Raw genomic sequence first — 17,442 nt, 5'->3', positions numbered from 1 at the left:
TATCGCAGCATCCAACCGAGGTCAATGATGAAGCGCCTTCCCGTTACTGTTCTGTCCGGCTTTCTCGGCGCGGGCAAGACCACTCTTTTGAACCATATCCTGAACAACCGCCGTGGATTGCGGGTCGCCGTGATCGTCAATGATATGAGCGAGGTCAATATTGACGCCGATCTTGTGCGCAATGGCGGGTCTGAGCTTTCGCAAACCGACGAAAAACTGGTCGAAATGACCAATGGCTGCATCTGCTGCACACTGCGCGATGACCTTCTGGCCGAGGTTCGCCGCCTGGCCGAGCAAGAACGGTTTGACTACCTGCTTATTGAATCAACCGGCATTTCCGAACCGCTGCCCGTTGCGGCGACCTTTGATTTCCGCGATGAAAATGGTCAGTCGCTGGGTGACATTGCCAAGCTCGACACCATGGTGACTGTTGTCGATGCCGCGCGGATGATCGCTGATTACAGTTCGACCGACATGCTGACAGACCGTGGCGAAAGCCTGGGAGAAGAAGACAACCGCAGCATTGTTGATCTGCTGGTCGATCAGATCGAATTTGCCGATGTCATTGTCATGAACAAGCTTGACCTGATTTCGGACGACGAACGCAAAACCGTCCTTGCGATCATCAAGGCACTGAATACCGATGCCGAAGTGATTGAAACCAGCAACAGCGTCGTTGTGCCCGAACGGATCCTGAATACCGGTCGCTTCGATTTTGATCGCGCCCAAAGCCATCCGCTGTGGGTCAAGGAGCTTTATGGCTTCGCCGGCCATGTTCCCGAGACCGAGGAATACGGCATTAAAAGCTTCACCTTCCGAACCTCCCTGCCGTTTCACCCCGAACGCTTCCATGACTTCATCAACAGTGAATGGCCCGGCGTTCTGAGGGCAAAGGGGCATTTCTGGTTGGCTAACCGTCCGAACTGGGTTGGTGAAATCAGTCAGGCCGGTGCAGCGGTCAAGACCGAAGCACTTGGCACCTGGTGGTGTGCGGTTCCACGCGAACAATGGCCGGACAATCCGGCATGGCGGGATATGGTTCTGTCAAAATGGGATCCGGTCTTTGCCGACCGACGACAGGAAATCGTCTTTATCGGACAGGATATGGACGAAGCCGCCCTGCGCGCCCGCCTGTCGGAATGCCTGATTGATGAGAACGAAGACAGTCTGTCACTCGGTTTTGATCCGGCGCGCTATGCAGGCCTTGCCGATCCGTTCCCACGCTGGGGGCAAGCCGCCTGATCGAAATGCTCAAAAACAAAACGCCACCTTTCGGGGTGGCGTTTTGTTGTTTTAGACGCTGGATAGGATCTGCGCGCAAGCTTGTTAGCTGCTTGGTTCAAGGGCTGCTTCCGCACTTTCGGCTTTGGCCGCGTTATCATTGTCCGTGTCCTCGGACTTGACCTGCGCGACGCTATCCATCCCCAGCCGCCCGATAGACGGCAACCTCAAGGCCGGACGATTGAAATCAATCCCGAAATTCAGACCCATCAGGTTAAGTTCGATCCCCTCTTCCAGACCAAGCGACATACCAAGAACGCCTAACAGGTTCGCCTGCACGCCCTGTCCGCTGGAAGAAAGCCCAACCGGATTGGTGATCGGGCGATAATCCTTGCCGATCGCATTGGCCGGCATATCAAGGTTAAGCCCCGGCACTTCCCGGCCGATATGGGCGATGAAGGTGTTGCTGTTCGGGCCTGGATAACTGCGATATTCGCGCGGGAACGGATAGGATTTGATCGCCTGTTCGATCTCGGGGATCAGCTTTTCGGCCGCCTCGCCCCGATGAGCCGCCAGAAGTTCCGGCTTCGAGCCATACCAAAGACCATCCGGGATCGCGTAATTCTGGCGCACGACATTGCCACTGCCCCACCCCACCACGTCATAGCGGGTATATCGGGTTTCACCCGCACGCTTATAGATGATCCATGGATGAACCGCGAAATAGGCGCGCCAGCCAAATGTTTCGGCCGCCATCACCATGACAATTGCCTGATCCCGGTTGGCGACCGCGTCAGGTGCCACACCCGAAGAATGGCGCGGCGCATTGCGCCACGTATAGCGTTCCTTGGCTTTTTCACCCGGTGGGTCTTCTGCCAGACTGATGCCAAATGGCAGGACAAGAACGGCCAAAAGACCAAGAAACAGGGTTTTGCCTTTACGCAACGTCGATCCAATCAAACTAACAGGTCATGACTTTGTTATTACGGATAAAGCAGACAAGTAGGATCAAAAAAAGGCAACGCAACCTTCTATCCTGAGTGGAATTCATCTGTATTCCGCTAGAGACGGCCAAGGCGGGCCTATGGCCAGGCCGCAAAAGTATCATCGCGCACACGCTCGTGCGCGCGGCGCAGGCGGCGATAGGCGCCGGGCGCCTCCCCCATATAACGTTTGAAGAACCGGCTGAAATAGGCTGGATCGCGGAAGCCCAAACCATAGGCAATCTGCGCCACACCAAGCGGGGATTGTTCCAGACGCATGCAGGCCTCGCGCAGGACACGTTCATGGATGATCGTTAAGGGCGGCTTGCCGGTTGCGCGCAACACAGCAGACCCCAATCTGCGTTCACTGACGCCAAGAGCCTTGGCATAATCAGCAACATTCCAGTGTTCGCGAAAATGCAGCTCCAGCACCTGCAAAAATCGCTGAAAGGTGATTGAACCCGGACCGTGCTGGTTGCGTTGCGCCATCACGCCCTCTGCCAGACGCAGAACCATGGTCAGAATAATCTGTAAATGCGCGCCAACCACAAGACTGGCACCAAGCGCATTTCCCATCAGCTCAGACCGGATGGCTTCAAAGCTGCGCTCAAGCAACACCAGATTGCCACTGCCCTCTTGCGGGGTAACGTTATGAACGGTGTCTGCGGCAAAGCGCAAAGGCAAGCCATTCCCGGCCAGACCACCTGCGACTGAACTGCAATCGCCGCAATGGCGTGCGACCAGATCCTCGGCAACCGAAAGCAAATAACCGTCACTGCCGGGACCAACACTAAACCGCTGCGTTTCGCCAAGCGGCAACCAGACAAGGGCGGGGGCCGTGCAACTGATCGTGCCATGCCGCAAGCCAACCTCGGCCCGGCCACTTTGCAGCAACACTGCATAACAGCGATCTCGCCGCGCCGGATCGTTCATCACCCAGGCCTGTTGCGACAACGGGTGATCAAAACGATCCATCATTGCCTGTGCTGCGACAGGGACAAGATCTGTAAACGGGCTGTCGGTACCTTCGTTCTGGCTTGCGGCCGGAAATGGATGACCTTGTCGATCAATCATGCCTTTTTATCGCCCATCTATTCCCAAATAGTTATAGGTATAAATGTACAATTTTTCGTCTTAAATTGTCAATTTAGGCACCTTTACATTGGAACCGTTCCATTGCCTACTGGAAAAAAGGTCAAAGAAACCGTCAAAAACAAAAAAATGTAACGAATACAAACCTGTTATTTTGAAACATCAAAACAACAGTGGGGAGGATAACCACCAATTTTACTTCGTTATGCGAAGTATCTTGGTAAAAATGCGACCGTATCCTCCGAAAAACACATCAACCGGGCCAAGGTCCGGGTCATCACCCTGCTGTGTCAGGCGACGTTTGACCGCTTGGTCATGAGCGATATTTTGCTTCGTTGCAGTCCGGCAGATAATGAAAATTCAGGAGAAACGTCATGAATCAGGCCCAGCTTTTGATCAACAATCAGGACGTAAGTGCGTCAAACAACCGCACTTTTGAACGCAAGAACCCAGTCACCGGCGAAGTCGCGACTGTCGCAGCAGCCGCCAATGCCGCCGATGCCCGCAAGGCGGCTGATGCAGCAGCCGCGGCCTTTCCGGAATGGTCGAAAATGGGTCCGGGCGCACGGCGCAAGATCCTGCTTAAGGCCGCCGACATCATGGAAGCCAAGGGCGATCAGTTCGGTCAGCTGGTCCTTGATGAAACCGGCAGCACGCGCATGTGGGGTGGATTTAACGCCCATCTTGCCGCCAATATGCTGCGTGAAGCCGGTGGCATGACGACACAAATTCAAGGCGACGTCATTCCGTCTGACACGCCGGGCCTGATGGCCATGGGCATTCGGCAGCCGGTTGGTGTGGTTCTGGGCATTGCGCCCTGGAACGCCCCGGTGATCCTTGGCACGCGTGCCATTGCCATGCCGCTGGCGTGCGGTAACACCGTCATCCTCAAGGCGTCCGAACTTTGCCCGGCCCTGCATCGTTTGATCGGTGATTGCCTGGTTGAAGCTGGTGCCCCTGAAGGTGTCGTCAACGTTGTGACCAATGCCCCGGAAGATGCCCCGGAAATCGTAGAGACCCTGATTGCCCATCCGGCCGTGCGCCGCATCAACTTTACCGGTTCGACCCGCGTTGGCCGCATCATCGCCAAGCTTGCGGCTGAACATCTTAAGCCGGTTCTGCTTGAACTGGGTGGCAAGGCACCATTCCTCGTTCTGGATGACGCCGACCTTGATGAAGCGGTCAATGGTGCGGCCTTTGGCGCCTATATGAACCAGGGCCAGATTTGCATGTCGACCGAACGCCTGATCGTTGACAATGCGGTTGCTGATGACTTTGTTGCCAAACTGGCGGCCAAGACCAAAACGCTGACCGCTGGCGATCCGGCCAAGGCCGAGAACATCCTTGGCGGTGTTGTCAGTGTCGAGGCGGTCAATCGCATCGAAGAACTGGTCGAAGACGCGGTTTCCAAGGGTGCGAAACTGGTTGCCGGTTCGGGCAAGGCCAAGGACGGCGTGTTGATGGATGCCACCCTGCTTGATCACGTCACCCCGGCAATGAAAATCTATTCCGAGGAGAGCTTTGGCCCGATCTGTGTCGTCATTCGCGCAGGCGATGAAGACGAGGCTGTGCGCATTGCCAATGACAGCGAATATGGTCTGTCTTCTGCCGTCTTCTCGACCAACATTCCGCGTGCGATGGACGTTGCCAAACGCATTGAAAGCGGCATCTGCCACATCAACAGCCCGACCGTTCAGGACGAGGCACAGATGCCATTTGGTGGTGTGAAGTCGTCCGGTTATGGCCGTTTCGGATCCCAGGCATCGATTGATGAATTCACCGAAATGCGCTGGATCACGATCCAGAGCGGCAAGCGCCACTACCCGTTCTAAGCGCTGCTGTTCATAAAGATACGCAGGGGGGAAGCCTGGTTTCGTGGGAACTGCTCCCTCACCAAATCAGGACCTGTGTGCGGGCCGTCAGATGCGTCATCTGGCGGCCCGCTTTTTATAATAAGCGGATCAGCCGCGCAGAACGGCCTGCACCAAAACTTCCAACGCGCTTGAAAACTTCGATCTGTCTTTTTGGGTAAAGGCGGCATTCCGGCCCTGCTCGCCGGTAACTTCGCGCATGTGAGCGGCAATTTCACGGCCCGCCAGCGCATTGCCAATATTGGCCTCGGTAAATTCCTGACCGTTGGCTTTTAAAACCCTGGCACCGATTTCAATCCCGCGCGATGCCAGCGGAATATCATTGGTGATGATCACATCACGTGCGCGCGCGTTTTCCGCAATCCAGTCATCGGCGGCATCGGGCTCCGGTGGGACAATGACGATTTTGATCAAGGGATTGCGTGACGGGCGAATGCCGCCGTTTGATACCATGATCATCTCAATCCGGTGGCGTTCGGCGACACGTTCGCACTCTGCCTTCACCGGGCAGGCATCGGCATCAATAAACAAACGTGGACGGGTGTTTTCAGTATTTTCGTTCATGGCGCGATAATCGCCGGGACGCGATCAAAGTCAAGCCATCATGAACCCTGCCTGACCGACGCAGAATGCTTTGCATCGCGCATCACGGCCAAAACCACCGCCCCGACAAAGGCAAACGCGCAGGCCATCAAAACGGTTGTCTGGAAATCAAAGGCACTGGCCACCACCCCGGTCAAAAGATTGCCGATCAGCCCCCCGACAAACAGCGTGCTGACATAGTAACTGGTGGCAACACCGGGCTGATCGGTGGCGAAGTTTTGGACGAACGTCATGCTGATCCCGGCAAAGATGCCGTAATAAAGCCCATCAATCGCGGCGAGTGCCAGCACATCGACAAGTGTTGTGGCATGATAAATCAGGCCAAAAAACACCGCCCCCAATAGGGCTGCGATCAGCATGCCTTTGCGTTCACCAACACATTTGATCAGCGTTGCGCAGAAATAAATCACCACCACTTCAACAAAGCATTTAACTGTCAGGGCAAAACCCGCCGAGGACGCGACCAACCCCAACTCGGTCGAGAAATAAAGCGGCATTGCCGAAACAAACACCACATTGGCCACCCCGATGAAAAACACCGGCACACAGGCCGACAACAGGCCAAAGTTGAACGGGACTTTCTGCCCGGTTTTCAGACTGTTGGGGTGATGGCTTTTAAATGCGCCCGGCACAATCACCAAACAGGTCACACACCAGATCGCGGCAAGTCCGGCAATTGCATAATAGGTCGGCGCAAAACCATAGACGCCATAAAATGACAAGGACGCCGCCGGCCCGACCATCCAGCCAAGCGATGTCTGGATGCGAAGGAAGCCGTTGAACTTGACGACATCGCGCCCGGTCTGTTCGGCAAACAGACGCCCGAATGAATACATCACCGAAAGCGCACCGGACCCAATCCCCAGAAGGATCGATGCAATGCCAAGATAAACCCAGTAAATCTGAAACAGACCCAGCAGGGTCATGCCAATCCCAAAGCACAGAATACTGGTGACCAGCAGGAACTTGACGGGTACTGCCCGGTCAATCGCGTGGCCAAATGTGCGGTTCACAATCAGGGTCACACACACCTGCACAATCGCCACCAGGCTTAGCTTCCAGGGGGCTTGCCCCAATCCTTCGACAACATAAAGCCCGGCCAAGGGTGCCGCACTCGACGAGGCAAAAGCCCCAACGAGGAGCAAGCCAAGCACAAGAAACGGATAGCGATCCAGAACCGCCATGATCGGCGACAGCCCGGCCTTTTGGCCAGACCCAACATCACTTACCCCGTCATCTGCCCCATCACCCTGCATCGAAACCGCCCCCTAACCTGTCATGGCATCACGGGAACCGTTCTAGCGCTTCAACCTGAAATCGTTAAACATTTCTGCGCCTTGCGCATCAGATGTCATAAAAGCATCACGAACGACGCGAATTTGATCAGGCAAGACCGCCAACGAAACTTGAAAGTTCCGGCGTTTTTGGATTGGAAAAGACTTCTTCCGGATCGCCGGTTTCATGAATGCGGCCCTGATGCATAAAGACCAGCTTGTCGCAGACTTCACGCGCAAAACGCATTTCGTGTGTGACCATGACAAGCGTCATGCCCTCTTCGGCAAGTTGGCGGACAACCGCCAGAACCTCGTTGACCAGTTCGGGATCAAGTGCCGATGTCACTTCGTCACACAAAAGAACCTTTGGCTTCATCGCCAGTGCACGGGCGATCGCCACGCGCTGCTGCTGCCCGCCCGACAATTGATCGGGGTAATGAATCATCTTGTCCGCCAAGCCGACCTTGGCCAGCATTTCCTCGGCGATTTGTTTGGCTTCGGCCTTGGATTGCTTTTTGACGACCTGTGGGGACAGCATGACGTTTTCAAGGGCCGTGTAATGCGGGAACAGGTTGAACTGTTGAAACACCATGCCGACCTGAAGCCGAAGCGCCAGCAAATCCGTATCCCGTTCGCTGATCTTTTTGCCGCCAACCATGATGACACCGCTGTCAATCTGCTCAAGACCATTGATGGTCCGCAACAGCGTGCTTTTGCCCGATCCGCTTTTGCCAATCAGGGCAATCACCTGCCCCTCATCAATCGTCAGATCAATACCCTTGAGGACTTCCAGCTCGCCAAAACTTTTGTGGATGGCATGCAATTCAACGAGCGACATGGCGGAACTTTCCTTCGAGGTGGCGGGCAAAAAGCGATAGCGGATAGCAAATCAAAAAATACATCACCGCCACACAGCCATAGACCGTGAATGGCGCATAGGTGGCATTGGTGATCATGGTGCCGGCCTTGGTCAGTTCGACAAAACCGATGATCGATGCCACCGCGGTCCCCTTGACCACCTGAACCGAAAAACCGACGGTTGGCGGAACAGCAATGCGAAGCGCCTGGGGCAAAACGATATAGCGCATCTGCTGGGTGAAATTCATGCCAAGGCTTGCCGAGGCTTCCCATTGGCCCTTGCCAACCGATTCAACACATCCGCGCCAGATTTCGGTCAAAAACGCGCTGGTAAACAATGTCAGACCAAGAGTTGCCGCAATCCATGGCGACACATCAATTCCGATCAATGGCAGACCGAAAAAGACAATGAATAACTGCATCAAAAGCGGCGTGCCCTGAAACAGTTCGACATAGCCGCGCACCAGCCGGATCCCCCACGGATTGCCCGCCGTGCGCACCATCAAAAGCAACAACCCGACCAGCCCGCCCAGCACGAAGGCCGTCAGCGACAGCAACACCGTCCAGCGCGCCGCAAGCAGCAGGTTATAAACAATATCCCACAGGGTAAATTCAGACATGACGCCGCCGTTCAAACAGGAAGTTGCCCAGAACCTTCAACCCCATCCGAAGCAGGATCGACATCACAAGATACAAACCCGTCACCACGAAATAGACCTCAAACGCCCTGAAATTAAGCGCCTGGATATAGTTGGCCCCAAATGTCAGCTCCTCGGCCGCGATCTGCGAACAGACCGACGATCCCAGCATGACAATCACGATCTGACTGGAAAGGGCCGGCCAGATTTTCTTGAGTGCCGGTAAAATCACGACATAGCGGAAAATCTGCACCCGGTTCATCGCAAGACTTTGCGCTGCTTCGATCTGGCCTTGCGGGATGGCCAGAATGCCTGCACGGATGATCTCGGTTGAATAGGCACCAAGATTGACGATCATCGCCAGAACAGCCGCCTGAAATTCGGTCAGCTTCACGCCAAGGGCCGGAAGGCCAAAGAAGATAAAGAAGAGTTGCACCAGAAATGGTGTGTTGCGGATCAATTCCACATACACACCAACAATCTGGCTGATCACCGGGGCGCGCGACGCACGCGCCCACGCCCCCATGATCCCGAGCCCGACGCCAACCACAGCACCGATGACTGTTAGCTCCGTGGTCAGGATGACCCCGTCAAACAGCAGCTGCCAATGCGGCACTATGGCGCCGAAATCGAATTTATATGCCATTGATCTATAACGATCCTGTCAGTCAGCCAAAAAGCTTAGAGTTTTTCCGGAAGCGGAATACCAAGCCACTTTTCGGCAATCGCATTCAAACGACCATCGGCGATTGAAGCCGCTATGATCTCATTGACCTTGGCCATGAGTTCCGGCTCGTCCTTGTTCAGGCCGACATAGCAGGGGGAATTTTTGATCAGGAATTTCGGCTCCGGCTTGCGCGGCGGGTCGCGTTCAATGATGGCGGCTGCCGTCACGTTACCGGTCGCGATCAGGTCAACCTGCCCTGACAGGAAGGCCGAAATCGTGCCGTTATTGTCTTCGTAGCGTTTGATATCAACATCAGAGGGCGCAATCTTGGTCAGTTCAAGATCTTCGATCGCACCACGGGTCACGCCAACCGACATACCCGCAAGGTCGGCTGCCTTTTCAACCGAAAAATCAGCCGGGCCAAAGACGCCGTTATAGAACGGCGCATAGGGATCGCTGAAATCAATCACCTTTTCACGGTCCGGGTTCTTGCCGAGGCTGGAAATCACCAGATCAACCTTGCCGGTGTTGAGATATGGGATGCGGTTGCTCGACGTGACCGGTACCAGTTCAAGCTTTACACCAAGCTCTTCGGCAATCAGGGCCGCCATATCAATGTCATAGCCCTTTGGCTGCATATCGGTCCCGACCGAACCAAATGGCGGAAAGTCCTGCGGCACGGCAACTTTGAGAACACCGGCCTCGGAAATGCTGTCGAGCGCGCTGGCAGACGCTGCCCCAAGCGGTGCGGCAAGCATTGCCACCGCAGCAATCGCAGTTTTGAAGAATTGTTTCATGAGCCTCTACCCGTCTGTCTAATCGTTTATGAAGTTATATGCGTTATTTTTAGCCTGATTTTGACGCTGCACATTTTTTGATCTTTTGTCTATGAATAATTTTTTCTTCAGCGTAAATTCAGCATGTGATTGATCATAATCCTTTAAAAATCAGCATTTTTTGAATATCAAAAACCATTCAACTGGTCTGACCAGATGTGGGACAATATATGACACGCAGTGAAACCACCCCGGAACGCGCCGCACGTGACATTCGGAACCTGATAAAAAACAAGGGTCTAAAGGCAGGTGACTCGCTGCCCGCCCAGCGCAATCTGGCAAGCGAACTGGGCATCAGCCGCACCAGCCTGCGCGAAGCTCTTGCCACACTTGAAGCACTTGGACTGATCCATATCCACGCCGGAAAAGGCGTGTACATCACCGATCGCCAGAACCTGCCGCCGATTGGTCAGGACCGAAATCGCCAGGCCGGACAGGTTTATCAGTTCCGACTTGCGATCGAGCCCTATGTTGCCGGCCTTGCGGCCCAGATGCGCAGCAAGGATCACCTCGATGCGCTTGAGACCAGCATCACCGATATGCGAAACGCACTAGAGACAGATGACCTGATTGCCGCTGCCACCGCCGATACGGAATTTCATGAAGTTCTTCTCTTGGCGTCGGGCAACCCTATGTTTGCCAAGGCCATGCATCCCGCAGCCCAGATCATTCACGAGAACCAGATGCTGCCCTTTGCAAACGCCAAGGCGATTGCCGCCCCGCTCGCCGAACACGAGCAGGTCTTGCGTTATGTGCGTGAACATAATCCATCCGGCGCGCGCGATGCCATGCATTTCCATGTCCTGAGTGCTGCCACCCGCGCCAAGATCGCCTTCTTGCGCCCTTAAGCACAACATTCAGCAAAACAAAACCCCCACCCGGTTTCCCGGATGGGGGTTTCGTTAATACGGTGCCCCTCACAAGGAAGGACAAGCCGAATTAGGCAGCGGTCAGATCATCTGCCGAAACGCGGCCCGAACGTGAGTCGGTGCGCAGTTCGTAGTTGATTTTGTCGCCTTCCTGCGGGTGGCCCATGCCAGCGCGTTCAACGGCGCTGATGTGCAGGAATACGTCATTTCCGCCTTCGTCCGGCTGAATGAAACCAAAACCTTTAGTTGCGTTGAACCATTTAACGGTACCAGTTGCCATCTTTAGATCTCCTATCGAGTATTGATTGGCGTTTCGACACACCCCGCGTGGGTGCGCCTATAGGGGTTTGAAAAACAATCAGGCGCGTTCACGCCTCGGCTGTTTTCCAGAAGTGTTTTCGCGGCCCGCACCACCCGGCTGCCCGCCGGACTGTGCGCCACGATGATTGCGATTGCGGTTTACACCGCCGCGCTTGCCTTGCGGTCCGGTATTTCGGGCACTATTGCTCCCGTTACCAGTCGCGCGGCGTTCCTCGGCACTGCCCATAAAGGACAAACCGGAAGAAATTGAATTGTCAGCTTTCGCCCCGTCGCGACGATTTCCATTGGAATCAACGCGTTTCGTCGGGCGCTTGCCACCATCATTCTGACGGGGGCCGTTTTCGGCGTTACCACCACGACCATTGGCAGGTTTCGACTTCAGGCCACCCTTGTAACGGCTTTTGGATTTTTCCAGTGCCGGGTTCGAAGGGGCCTTGTCAGCCGATGCTCTTGAAGCATTGTCTGCGCCATCGCGGCTTTGCGTCGTTTGTTTGCGGGCATCGTCACGATCACGACGCGGCGCAGAAGCGCGCGCATCACTGCGATCTGAACGTTCATTGCGGGCATTCCGGCCATTGGCCGGACGACCACCGCGACCATTGCCGCCCGATGCTCCACGTCCGCCATTTCCGCGCGACTGACCACCACCATTACTGCGGCGGCCACGGTTGCTTTCACGCGCTTCGTCGGAAAGTGCTTCCTGCTCGGCTGCGGCCTTGGCATCACGGCGATCAATCACCGGAATGCTTTGGCGGGTGGTTTTTTCGATATCGCGCAGAAGACCGCGTTCTTCTTCATCACAGAACGCAATTGCCGATCCGCTCGCACCACCGCGGGCCGTACGGCCAATACGGTGAACATAGCTTTCCGGCACGTTCGGCAGTTCGAAGTTCACAACGTGGGTCACGCTATCGACATCGATACCGCGCGCGGCGATATCGGTTGCGACAAGCACGTTGATCTGACCATCCTTGAAGGCGTTCAGAGCACGTTCGCGCTGGTTCTGGCTTTTGTTGCCATGAATGGCGGCCGCACTGATTTTATTGGCTTCAAGATGGCGCGCGACACGGTCGGCACCGCGCTTGGTCCGGGTAAAGACCAGCGTACGCTTGAAAGCCGGATTATCAAGAAGCTCTGCCAGCAGCTGACGCTTACGCGTGCGTTCGATCAAATAGACCGACTGTTCGACACGTTCCTGGGTAGTGGCAACCGGGGTTACCGACACCTTGACAGGATCAGACAGCATGTCACCCGCCAGCTGACCAATCTGGGTCGGCATGGTGGCAGAGAAAAACAGGTTCTGGCGATCGCGCGGCAACATCTTGATGATCCGCTTGATCGGCGGCAAGAAGCCAAGATCAAGCATGTGGTCGGCTTCATCAAGCACCACCACTTCAACATGTTTAAGGCTGAGCTTGCCGGCGTCGACATGGTCAAGCAAACGACCAGGTGTTGCGACAAGAACCTCGACGCCAGGGGTTATCGCCTTGATCTGCGGACCAGGGGCAACACCACCAACAACGACAGCCGTGCGGACATTGAGAAAGCGGCCATAGGCACGGAAACTCTCGCCAATCTGGGCGGCAAGTTCACGCGTCGGCGCAAGAACAAGTACACGGCATGCCCCTTTGGGCGTGCGGGTTTGGGATTTGGAAAGGCGGTCAAGGATCGGCAATGCGAACGCTGCCGTCTTGCCGGTACCGGTCTGTGCGATACCAAGCAGGTCCTTACCGTCTAGAAGAGAGGGAATGGATTGTGCCTGGATCGGGGTCGGCGCGTCGTAGCCTTCTTGGGCAAGCGCGCGAAGGACCGGCTCGGCGAGGCCGAGTTCGGAAAACTGGGTCAAATAAGGGTAACTCGTAAATTGGAGGCTGCAGACAGCTGGGACTTCGCCCGGTGAAAATTAGTAATCAGGTCTGCGCCTTGCAGTTCTGGAAGCACCCGCGTAGCTGGATACTTCAATGCGTTCTTGGGTTAACCACTCGACAGTAGGGGCGTTAATTCCCCTCTACGCTTCTGGAGCGATCAAATAACAGCCACACCATGCGCAGAGTTTTACCCCCTTGTCAAACAGCTTATTTTTGACAGCCCCGCGTTTTACGCACAACGGCATGGCAGAATTGCGCTGCCATGCCGTTGTAAATTCAAATGCATACTGCCTTTGCTGGCATCAATACGCCGCACACGGGTTCCCTGCCCCGCACGGATTATAGGCAGCACACGGATTGCTGGCGGCACATGGGTTACTTGCCGCTGGCGCGCACGGAGACGCGGCACAGGGCGAGGCTGCACACGGGTTATAAGCGGCACACGGATTTCCTGCCGCACATGGGTTCGAAGCGCTACACGGATTGAATGCAGCGCAGGGATTGGCGCTGCATGGTGCAGCAGCGCAAGGGTTAACCGACCGCACACCGCAGGGGTTAAAGCCACCGCACGGACTGGAAGGGCTGCAAGGGTTTCCTGCCGCACACGGGTTGTAGGCTGCGCACGGATTGGCCGAACACGGGCTTGCCGCACAGGGGTTATACCCTGCACCGCATGGATTCGCGCCACAGGGATTCGCCGCACACGGATTATATCCTGCGCCACACGGGTTTGCAGCACATGGGTTCGCCCCACATGGACTTGCGCTACAGGGATTGGCAGCACAGGGATTGCTGCCCGCTGCCGGAAGTTTGGCCGGGGCCGGATTGGCAACTGCCGGGATATTTGCGGTGTGGCTGTAGTGATCCAGCGCAACGGCACCGGTTGCCGCAAGGAAGACCGCACCAAACAGGAGTGTGTTTTTCTCGCTCATTTCCGGAAACCATCCATTCCAAAGACAGGACGCAACGCAATGCCGATCCAGCTACCGACAAAGGCCAGCACAAACCACAGCCAGCCATGCACACTGCCGGACGCAATCCCGCTAAAGAATGCGCCGATATTGCAGCCAAACGCCAGACGCGCGCCATAGCCCATCAAAAGCCCGCCAATCGCGGCCGCGATAAGCGATGCAAGCGGAACAGAAACCTTCGGCGCGAACTTGCCCGCAAGCGCGGCGGCAAAGGCTGCCCCGATCACGATGCCGAAATTCATCACAGACGTATTATCCTGCAGGACCGAATTGCCAAGCGCACGCGCCGGGCCAGCCCAGTTCCAGAATTCCCAGGTTTCAACCGGAATGCCCATCACCTGCGCGATCTTTGCGCCCCAAAGACCAAAGCCAAAAGTGATCGACCACGGATGGCCCGCAATCAGAAGCGTCGCAACATTAAGCCCGGCCAAAAGCAAGCCGGTCCAGATCATCGGCCACGGGCCACGGATGAAACGCGCCAGACCTTCGCGCGGTGCGGTTGAAACAACTTCCAACCCGCCATGGGCACGCTTTTCGACGAACACGGTCAGCAACGCCACCAGCGCCAGACCACCAAACGTCACGGCAAGACCACCGCCAATGCCATATTCACGGCCAAGGCTCATTGGCGGCAAGGAGGGCAGCTCAAGCCACATCGGCAAATGCGCCGTCCCGATCACCGCCCCGATAATAAAGAAGACGAGCGTGATCAGCATCCGCGCACTGCCGCCGCCAACCGTGAACAGCGTGCCCGAACCACAGCCCCCACCAAGCTGCATGCCAAGCCCAAACAGAAACGCCCCGATCAGGACGGACATGCCGACAGGCGCAACCGCACCGACGACCGATCCGCCAAACGGATTACCAAGCGCCAGCAACGGGATAAAGGCCGCCGCCGCAACCCCGATCATCAGAAGCTGCGCGCGCAAGGCACGGCCGCGCTTCTCAACCGAAAAGCGGCGCCAACCGCCGGTGAAACCAAAGGATGCGTGATACAGCGCAATGCCCAGCAGTCCGCCAAGGCCATAAAGCACGGCCTGTTTAAGGTCGACCGCCTGTGAAATGGCGATCCCGACAAGGACAAACAGGACGGCGGTGATGGCAGCCGGTCCCTTGTCAAAGGTGAAACCCGGTGTTGCCGGATTTGCATTCAGGGTTGTTTCAGACATGGTGAGGCTCGATTACCTGAAATCAGATGCTTAGGCTCAGGACCTGTTAATTTGGTATGAATGGTTCACCGTATTTGTGCGGATACGCGGAGCAAAACCGCAGGAAGATTTACATCTTTCAAGGCTTTGCGACAAAGTAGCCCGTGCAAATACGGTTAATCCGAAGGACAGAGGTTATATTTGCAAACTCCTGCGTCAAATCCCTTGTCCGGGATACCAGCCCGACCTGCGGGCTTTTCCTTGGATTTCACAAATATAACCTCTGCCATTCAAATCAAATTAATAGGTCCTGAGCCTAACACAAACGGAACCGGCTGCGCGGTTCCGTCCAGAAATTTCGCGGTTTGGTGAAACCGTATGGCGATCCGGTTATTCCGGGATGACCATTTCACGGTTCGGATCTGCCGCCCATTCCGTCAGGGACCCATCATACATGGCGGTGTTCTTGTTGCCCATCACTTCAGACAGGCCAAACCATGCAACCGATGCCCAGTGGCCGGTATTGCAATAGGTGATTTCCTTGGCATCCTTGGAAACACCGACATTGGCAGCAAGGTTTTCAATCACATCCGCCGCGACAAAGGCACCGTCCTGATCGCTATAGAACTCTGACTGTGGAATGTTTTTTGCACCGGGAATGGCGCCCGGACGGGCAACAACACCGCTTTTGGCTTCGCCCTTGAACTGCGACACCGGACGGGCATCAACAAGTGCAACACCCTCTGCCCGTGCCTTGGCAACATCATCGGCACTCGCAACAAGTTCCGGGCGGAAATTGGCATTGAATGCAACAACCTCTGGCGTCACCGGATCGGTCGAAACGTCCTTGCCTGCCGCAAGCCAGGCGCGCTGCCCGCCATCAAGGATGGTGACCGCGTCATGACCAAGCACCTTGAAGGTCCAGTAAACGCGGGTGGCAGAACCGAAGTCGGAGCTGTTCTGGCCAGCAGGAACGACGACAACCTGTTTGTCATTATCGATGCCAAGCGCACCGATGCGTTTGGAAATCACATCAACCGGCGGCAGCATGCCAACCACATCATTGACCTTTGCCCGCCAGCCAAACTTGCCATAGGGCGCAAAGACGGCACCCGGAATGTGGCCAGCTTCATAAGGGTTACCGTCCTTGGTAAGCGAGCGGATATCAACAACAACCATCGACGGGTTATCAAGATTGTCCGCAACCCAGTTGGCATCAACCAGCGGCTTTTCGGTAAGACGTTCCGCCTGCGCAGCACTGCCCACAAAGGCAAAGGTGACCGCCGCAACGGCAGAAAGGATAAGGGAACGCATGGGACTGTCTCCAATGATCAATTCATCATGATTTTGTGCATTATACCTAATTGAACATAAATAAATGTCAATAGATCAATAAATACACTATTTTTTTGTTTTAATTGAGCAAAGGACGGGACAATGCGCGCCACAACGCACCGAACTCAGGCCTTTCAGGGGCGAAGATTGTTCAGATAACGGGCAAATTCGCGCGCAAATGAATCCTGGGTTTCCAGATTGCGCAAGGCGGGCGGGCGGGTCAGGAACCCGTGCAGGGCGGCAATGATGAATTCCGCCACGGCAGACGGTTCGATATCGGTACGGACTGTTTTGTTGAACTGCGCCTTGCCGATGTGGGACGCAAGTCCGCGCCGCCAATAGCGATACACACCATCAATACGTTTGCGCAGGCTTTCATCAAGTTCACCGGCACCGGATGCCAGACGCGCCAGGGGGCATCCGCCTGCCAGCATTTTCGGTGCATTTTCACCGCCCAGTCGATCCACCTGCCCCATCAAAACGGGCAATATGTCTTCAGCCCCTTCAAGGTCATCCAGCCAGACTTCATCGACATAGCCCGGCAAGCATTCCTCGATCACGGCATTGATCAGCTTGGCCTTGCCGGAAAAGTGGTGATAAAGCGCACCTTTCGTACAGCCGCTTTGTTCGAGGATGTTATTGATTGACGCCCCGCCGAACCCGGCGCGGCGGATTTCGCCAAACGCGGCACCCAGAAGCTTTTGACGGGTGGCATCCGGGTTGCGGATCCGTTTGGGGACGAGTGCTGTTTCGGACGAACCATCAAGTTCCATGCTTTCGCCGACTTCCAGCACATCATCATCATGACCTTCATCAGGACGTGAAATGCGGGAAAGGGCGGCAGAGAAGCTGAATGGTTCTTTTGACATCGCGCCGTTCTGTTTTTT

The 17,442-nt window shown here is 55.7% G+C and carries 16 protein-coding genes; 3 read left to right on the top strand and 13 right to left on the bottom strand.

The features are described from left to right. Positions 1-27 precede the first annotated feature (27 nt). Complete coding sequence (gene zigA / locus DY252_RS08135; protein ID WP_082923574.1) at positions 28-1,242, top strand: zinc metallochaperone GTPase ZigA; 1,215 nt, start codon at positions 28-30, stop codon at positions 1,240-1,242. An 84-nt stretch (positions 1,243-1,326) separates the two neighbouring features. Here zigA and DY252_RS08130 read toward each other — a convergent pair whose 3' ends face one another. Both DY252_RS08130 and DY252_RS08125 read right to left on the bottom strand, forming a co-directional pair. Further along, positions 1,327-2,166, bottom strand: coding sequence for a DUF3750 domain-containing protein (locus tag DY252_RS08130; RefSeq protein WP_231959786.1), 840 nt, complete (start codon positions 2,164-2,166; stop codon positions 1,327-1,329). Positions 2,167-2,303: 137 nt separating this feature from the next. Continuing rightward, positions 2,304-3,278, bottom strand: coding sequence for a helix-turn-helix domain-containing protein (locus DY252_RS08125; RefSeq protein WP_064789891.1), 975 nt, complete (start codon positions 3,276-3,278; stop codon positions 2,304-2,306). 392 nt (positions 3,279-3,670) lie between these two features. On the opposite strand from DY252_RS08125, the gene DY252_RS08120 reads away from it, so the two are divergent. After that, positions 3,671-5,128, top strand: coding sequence for an aldehyde dehydrogenase (locus DY252_RS08120; protein WP_064789892.1), 1,458 nt, complete (start codon positions 3,671-3,673; stop codon positions 5,126-5,128). Between the two features lie 129 nt (positions 5,129-5,257). Here DY252_RS08120 and DY252_RS08115 read toward each other — a convergent pair whose 3' ends face one another. The 6 genes from DY252_RS08115 to DY252_RS08090 form a co-directional block, all read right to left on the bottom strand. Continuing rightward, the gene (locus tag DY252_RS08115; RefSeq protein WP_064789893.1) at positions 5,258-5,731 is read right to left on the bottom strand and encodes a YaiI/YqxD family protein; all 474 of its coding nucleotides are present in this window, start codon (positions 5,729-5,731) and stop codon (positions 5,258-5,260) included. Between the two features lie 38 nt (positions 5,732-5,769). Next, entirely contained in the window at positions 5,770-7,026 is a 1,257-nt protein-coding gene (locus DY252_RS08110; RefSeq protein WP_082923564.1) for an MFS transporter, read from the bottom strand. Positions 7,027-7,153: 127 nt separating this feature from the next. Next, the gene (locus tag DY252_RS08105) at positions 7,154-7,882 is read right to left on the bottom strand and encodes an amino acid ABC transporter ATP-binding protein (RefSeq protein ID WP_064789894.1); all 729 of its coding nucleotides are present in this window, start codon (positions 7,880-7,882) and stop codon (positions 7,154-7,156) included. Further along, on the bottom strand, positions 7,869-8,522 hold the full coding sequence (locus DY252_RS08100) for an amino acid ABC transporter permease (RefSeq protein WP_064789895.1): 654 nt from the start codon (positions 8,520-8,522) through the stop codon (positions 7,869-7,871). The genes DY252_RS08105 and DY252_RS08100 overlap by 14 nt, the downstream gene beginning before the upstream one ends. Next, positions 8,515-9,186, bottom strand: a complete 672-nt coding sequence (locus DY252_RS08095) for an amino acid ABC transporter permease (protein WP_008892037.1) — start codon at positions 9,184-9,186, stop codon at positions 8,515-8,517. The genes DY252_RS08100 and DY252_RS08095 overlap by 8 nt, the downstream gene beginning before the upstream one ends. Before the next feature lie 35 nt (positions 9,187-9,221). Further along, positions 9,222-10,004 (bottom strand): transporter substrate-binding domain-containing protein, encoded by a 783-nt coding sequence (locus tag DY252_RS08090; RefSeq protein WP_064789896.1) that lies wholly within the window; start codon positions 10,002-10,004, stop codon positions 9,222-9,224. 209 nt (positions 10,005-10,213) lie between these two features. On the opposite strand from DY252_RS08090, the gene DY252_RS08085 reads away from it, so the two are divergent. Further along, positions 10,214-10,891, top strand: a complete 678-nt coding sequence (locus DY252_RS08085) for a FadR/GntR family transcriptional regulator (protein WP_064789897.1) — start codon at positions 10,214-10,216, stop codon at positions 10,889-10,891. Positions 10,892-10,982: 91 nt separating this feature from the next. Here the strand turns inward: DY252_RS08085 and DY252_RS08080 are convergent, their stop codons facing one another. The 5 genes from DY252_RS08080 to DY252_RS08055 all read right to left on the bottom strand — a co-directional run bounded on the left by DY252_RS08080 (position 10,983) and on the right by DY252_RS08055 (position 17,424). Beyond that, entirely contained in the window at positions 10,983-11,192 is a 210-nt protein-coding gene (locus DY252_RS08080) for a cold-shock protein (RefSeq protein ID WP_008892034.1), read from the bottom strand. Between the two features lie 78 nt (positions 11,193-11,270). Continuing rightward, complete coding sequence (locus DY252_RS08075; protein WP_064789898.1) at positions 11,271-13,079, bottom strand: DEAD/DEAH box helicase; 1,809 nt, start codon at positions 13,077-13,079, stop codon at positions 11,271-11,273. A 950-nt stretch (positions 13,080-14,029) separates the two neighbouring features. Continuing rightward, the gene (locus DY252_RS08065; RefSeq protein WP_064789899.1) at positions 14,030-15,241 is read right to left on the bottom strand and encodes a YeeE/YedE family protein; all 1,212 of its coding nucleotides are present in this window, start codon (positions 15,239-15,241) and stop codon (positions 14,030-14,032) included. A 369-nt stretch (positions 15,242-15,610) separates the two neighbouring features. Further along, positions 15,611-16,534 (bottom strand): sulfurtransferase, encoded by a 924-nt coding sequence (locus tag DY252_RS08060; protein WP_064789900.1) that lies wholly within the window; start codon positions 16,532-16,534, stop codon positions 15,611-15,613. Between the two features lie 155 nt (positions 16,535-16,689). Further along, positions 16,690-17,424 carry a TetR/AcrR family transcriptional regulator gene (locus DY252_RS08055; RefSeq protein WP_064789901.1) on the bottom strand — a complete coding sequence of 245 codons (735 nt, stop codon included), beginning with the start codon at positions 17,422-17,424 and terminating at the stop codon, positions 16,690-16,692. Between the last annotated feature and the right edge of the window lie 18 nt (positions 17,425-17,442).

It is taken from the genome of Thalassospira indica, from assembly GCF_003403095.1.
Lineage (GTDB): Bacteria > Pseudomonadota > Alphaproteobacteria > Rhodospirillales > Thalassospiraceae > Thalassospira > Thalassospira indica.
Note: the sequence above shows the minus strand (reverse complement) of the source record. Positions and strands in the feature narration are given on the sequence as shown.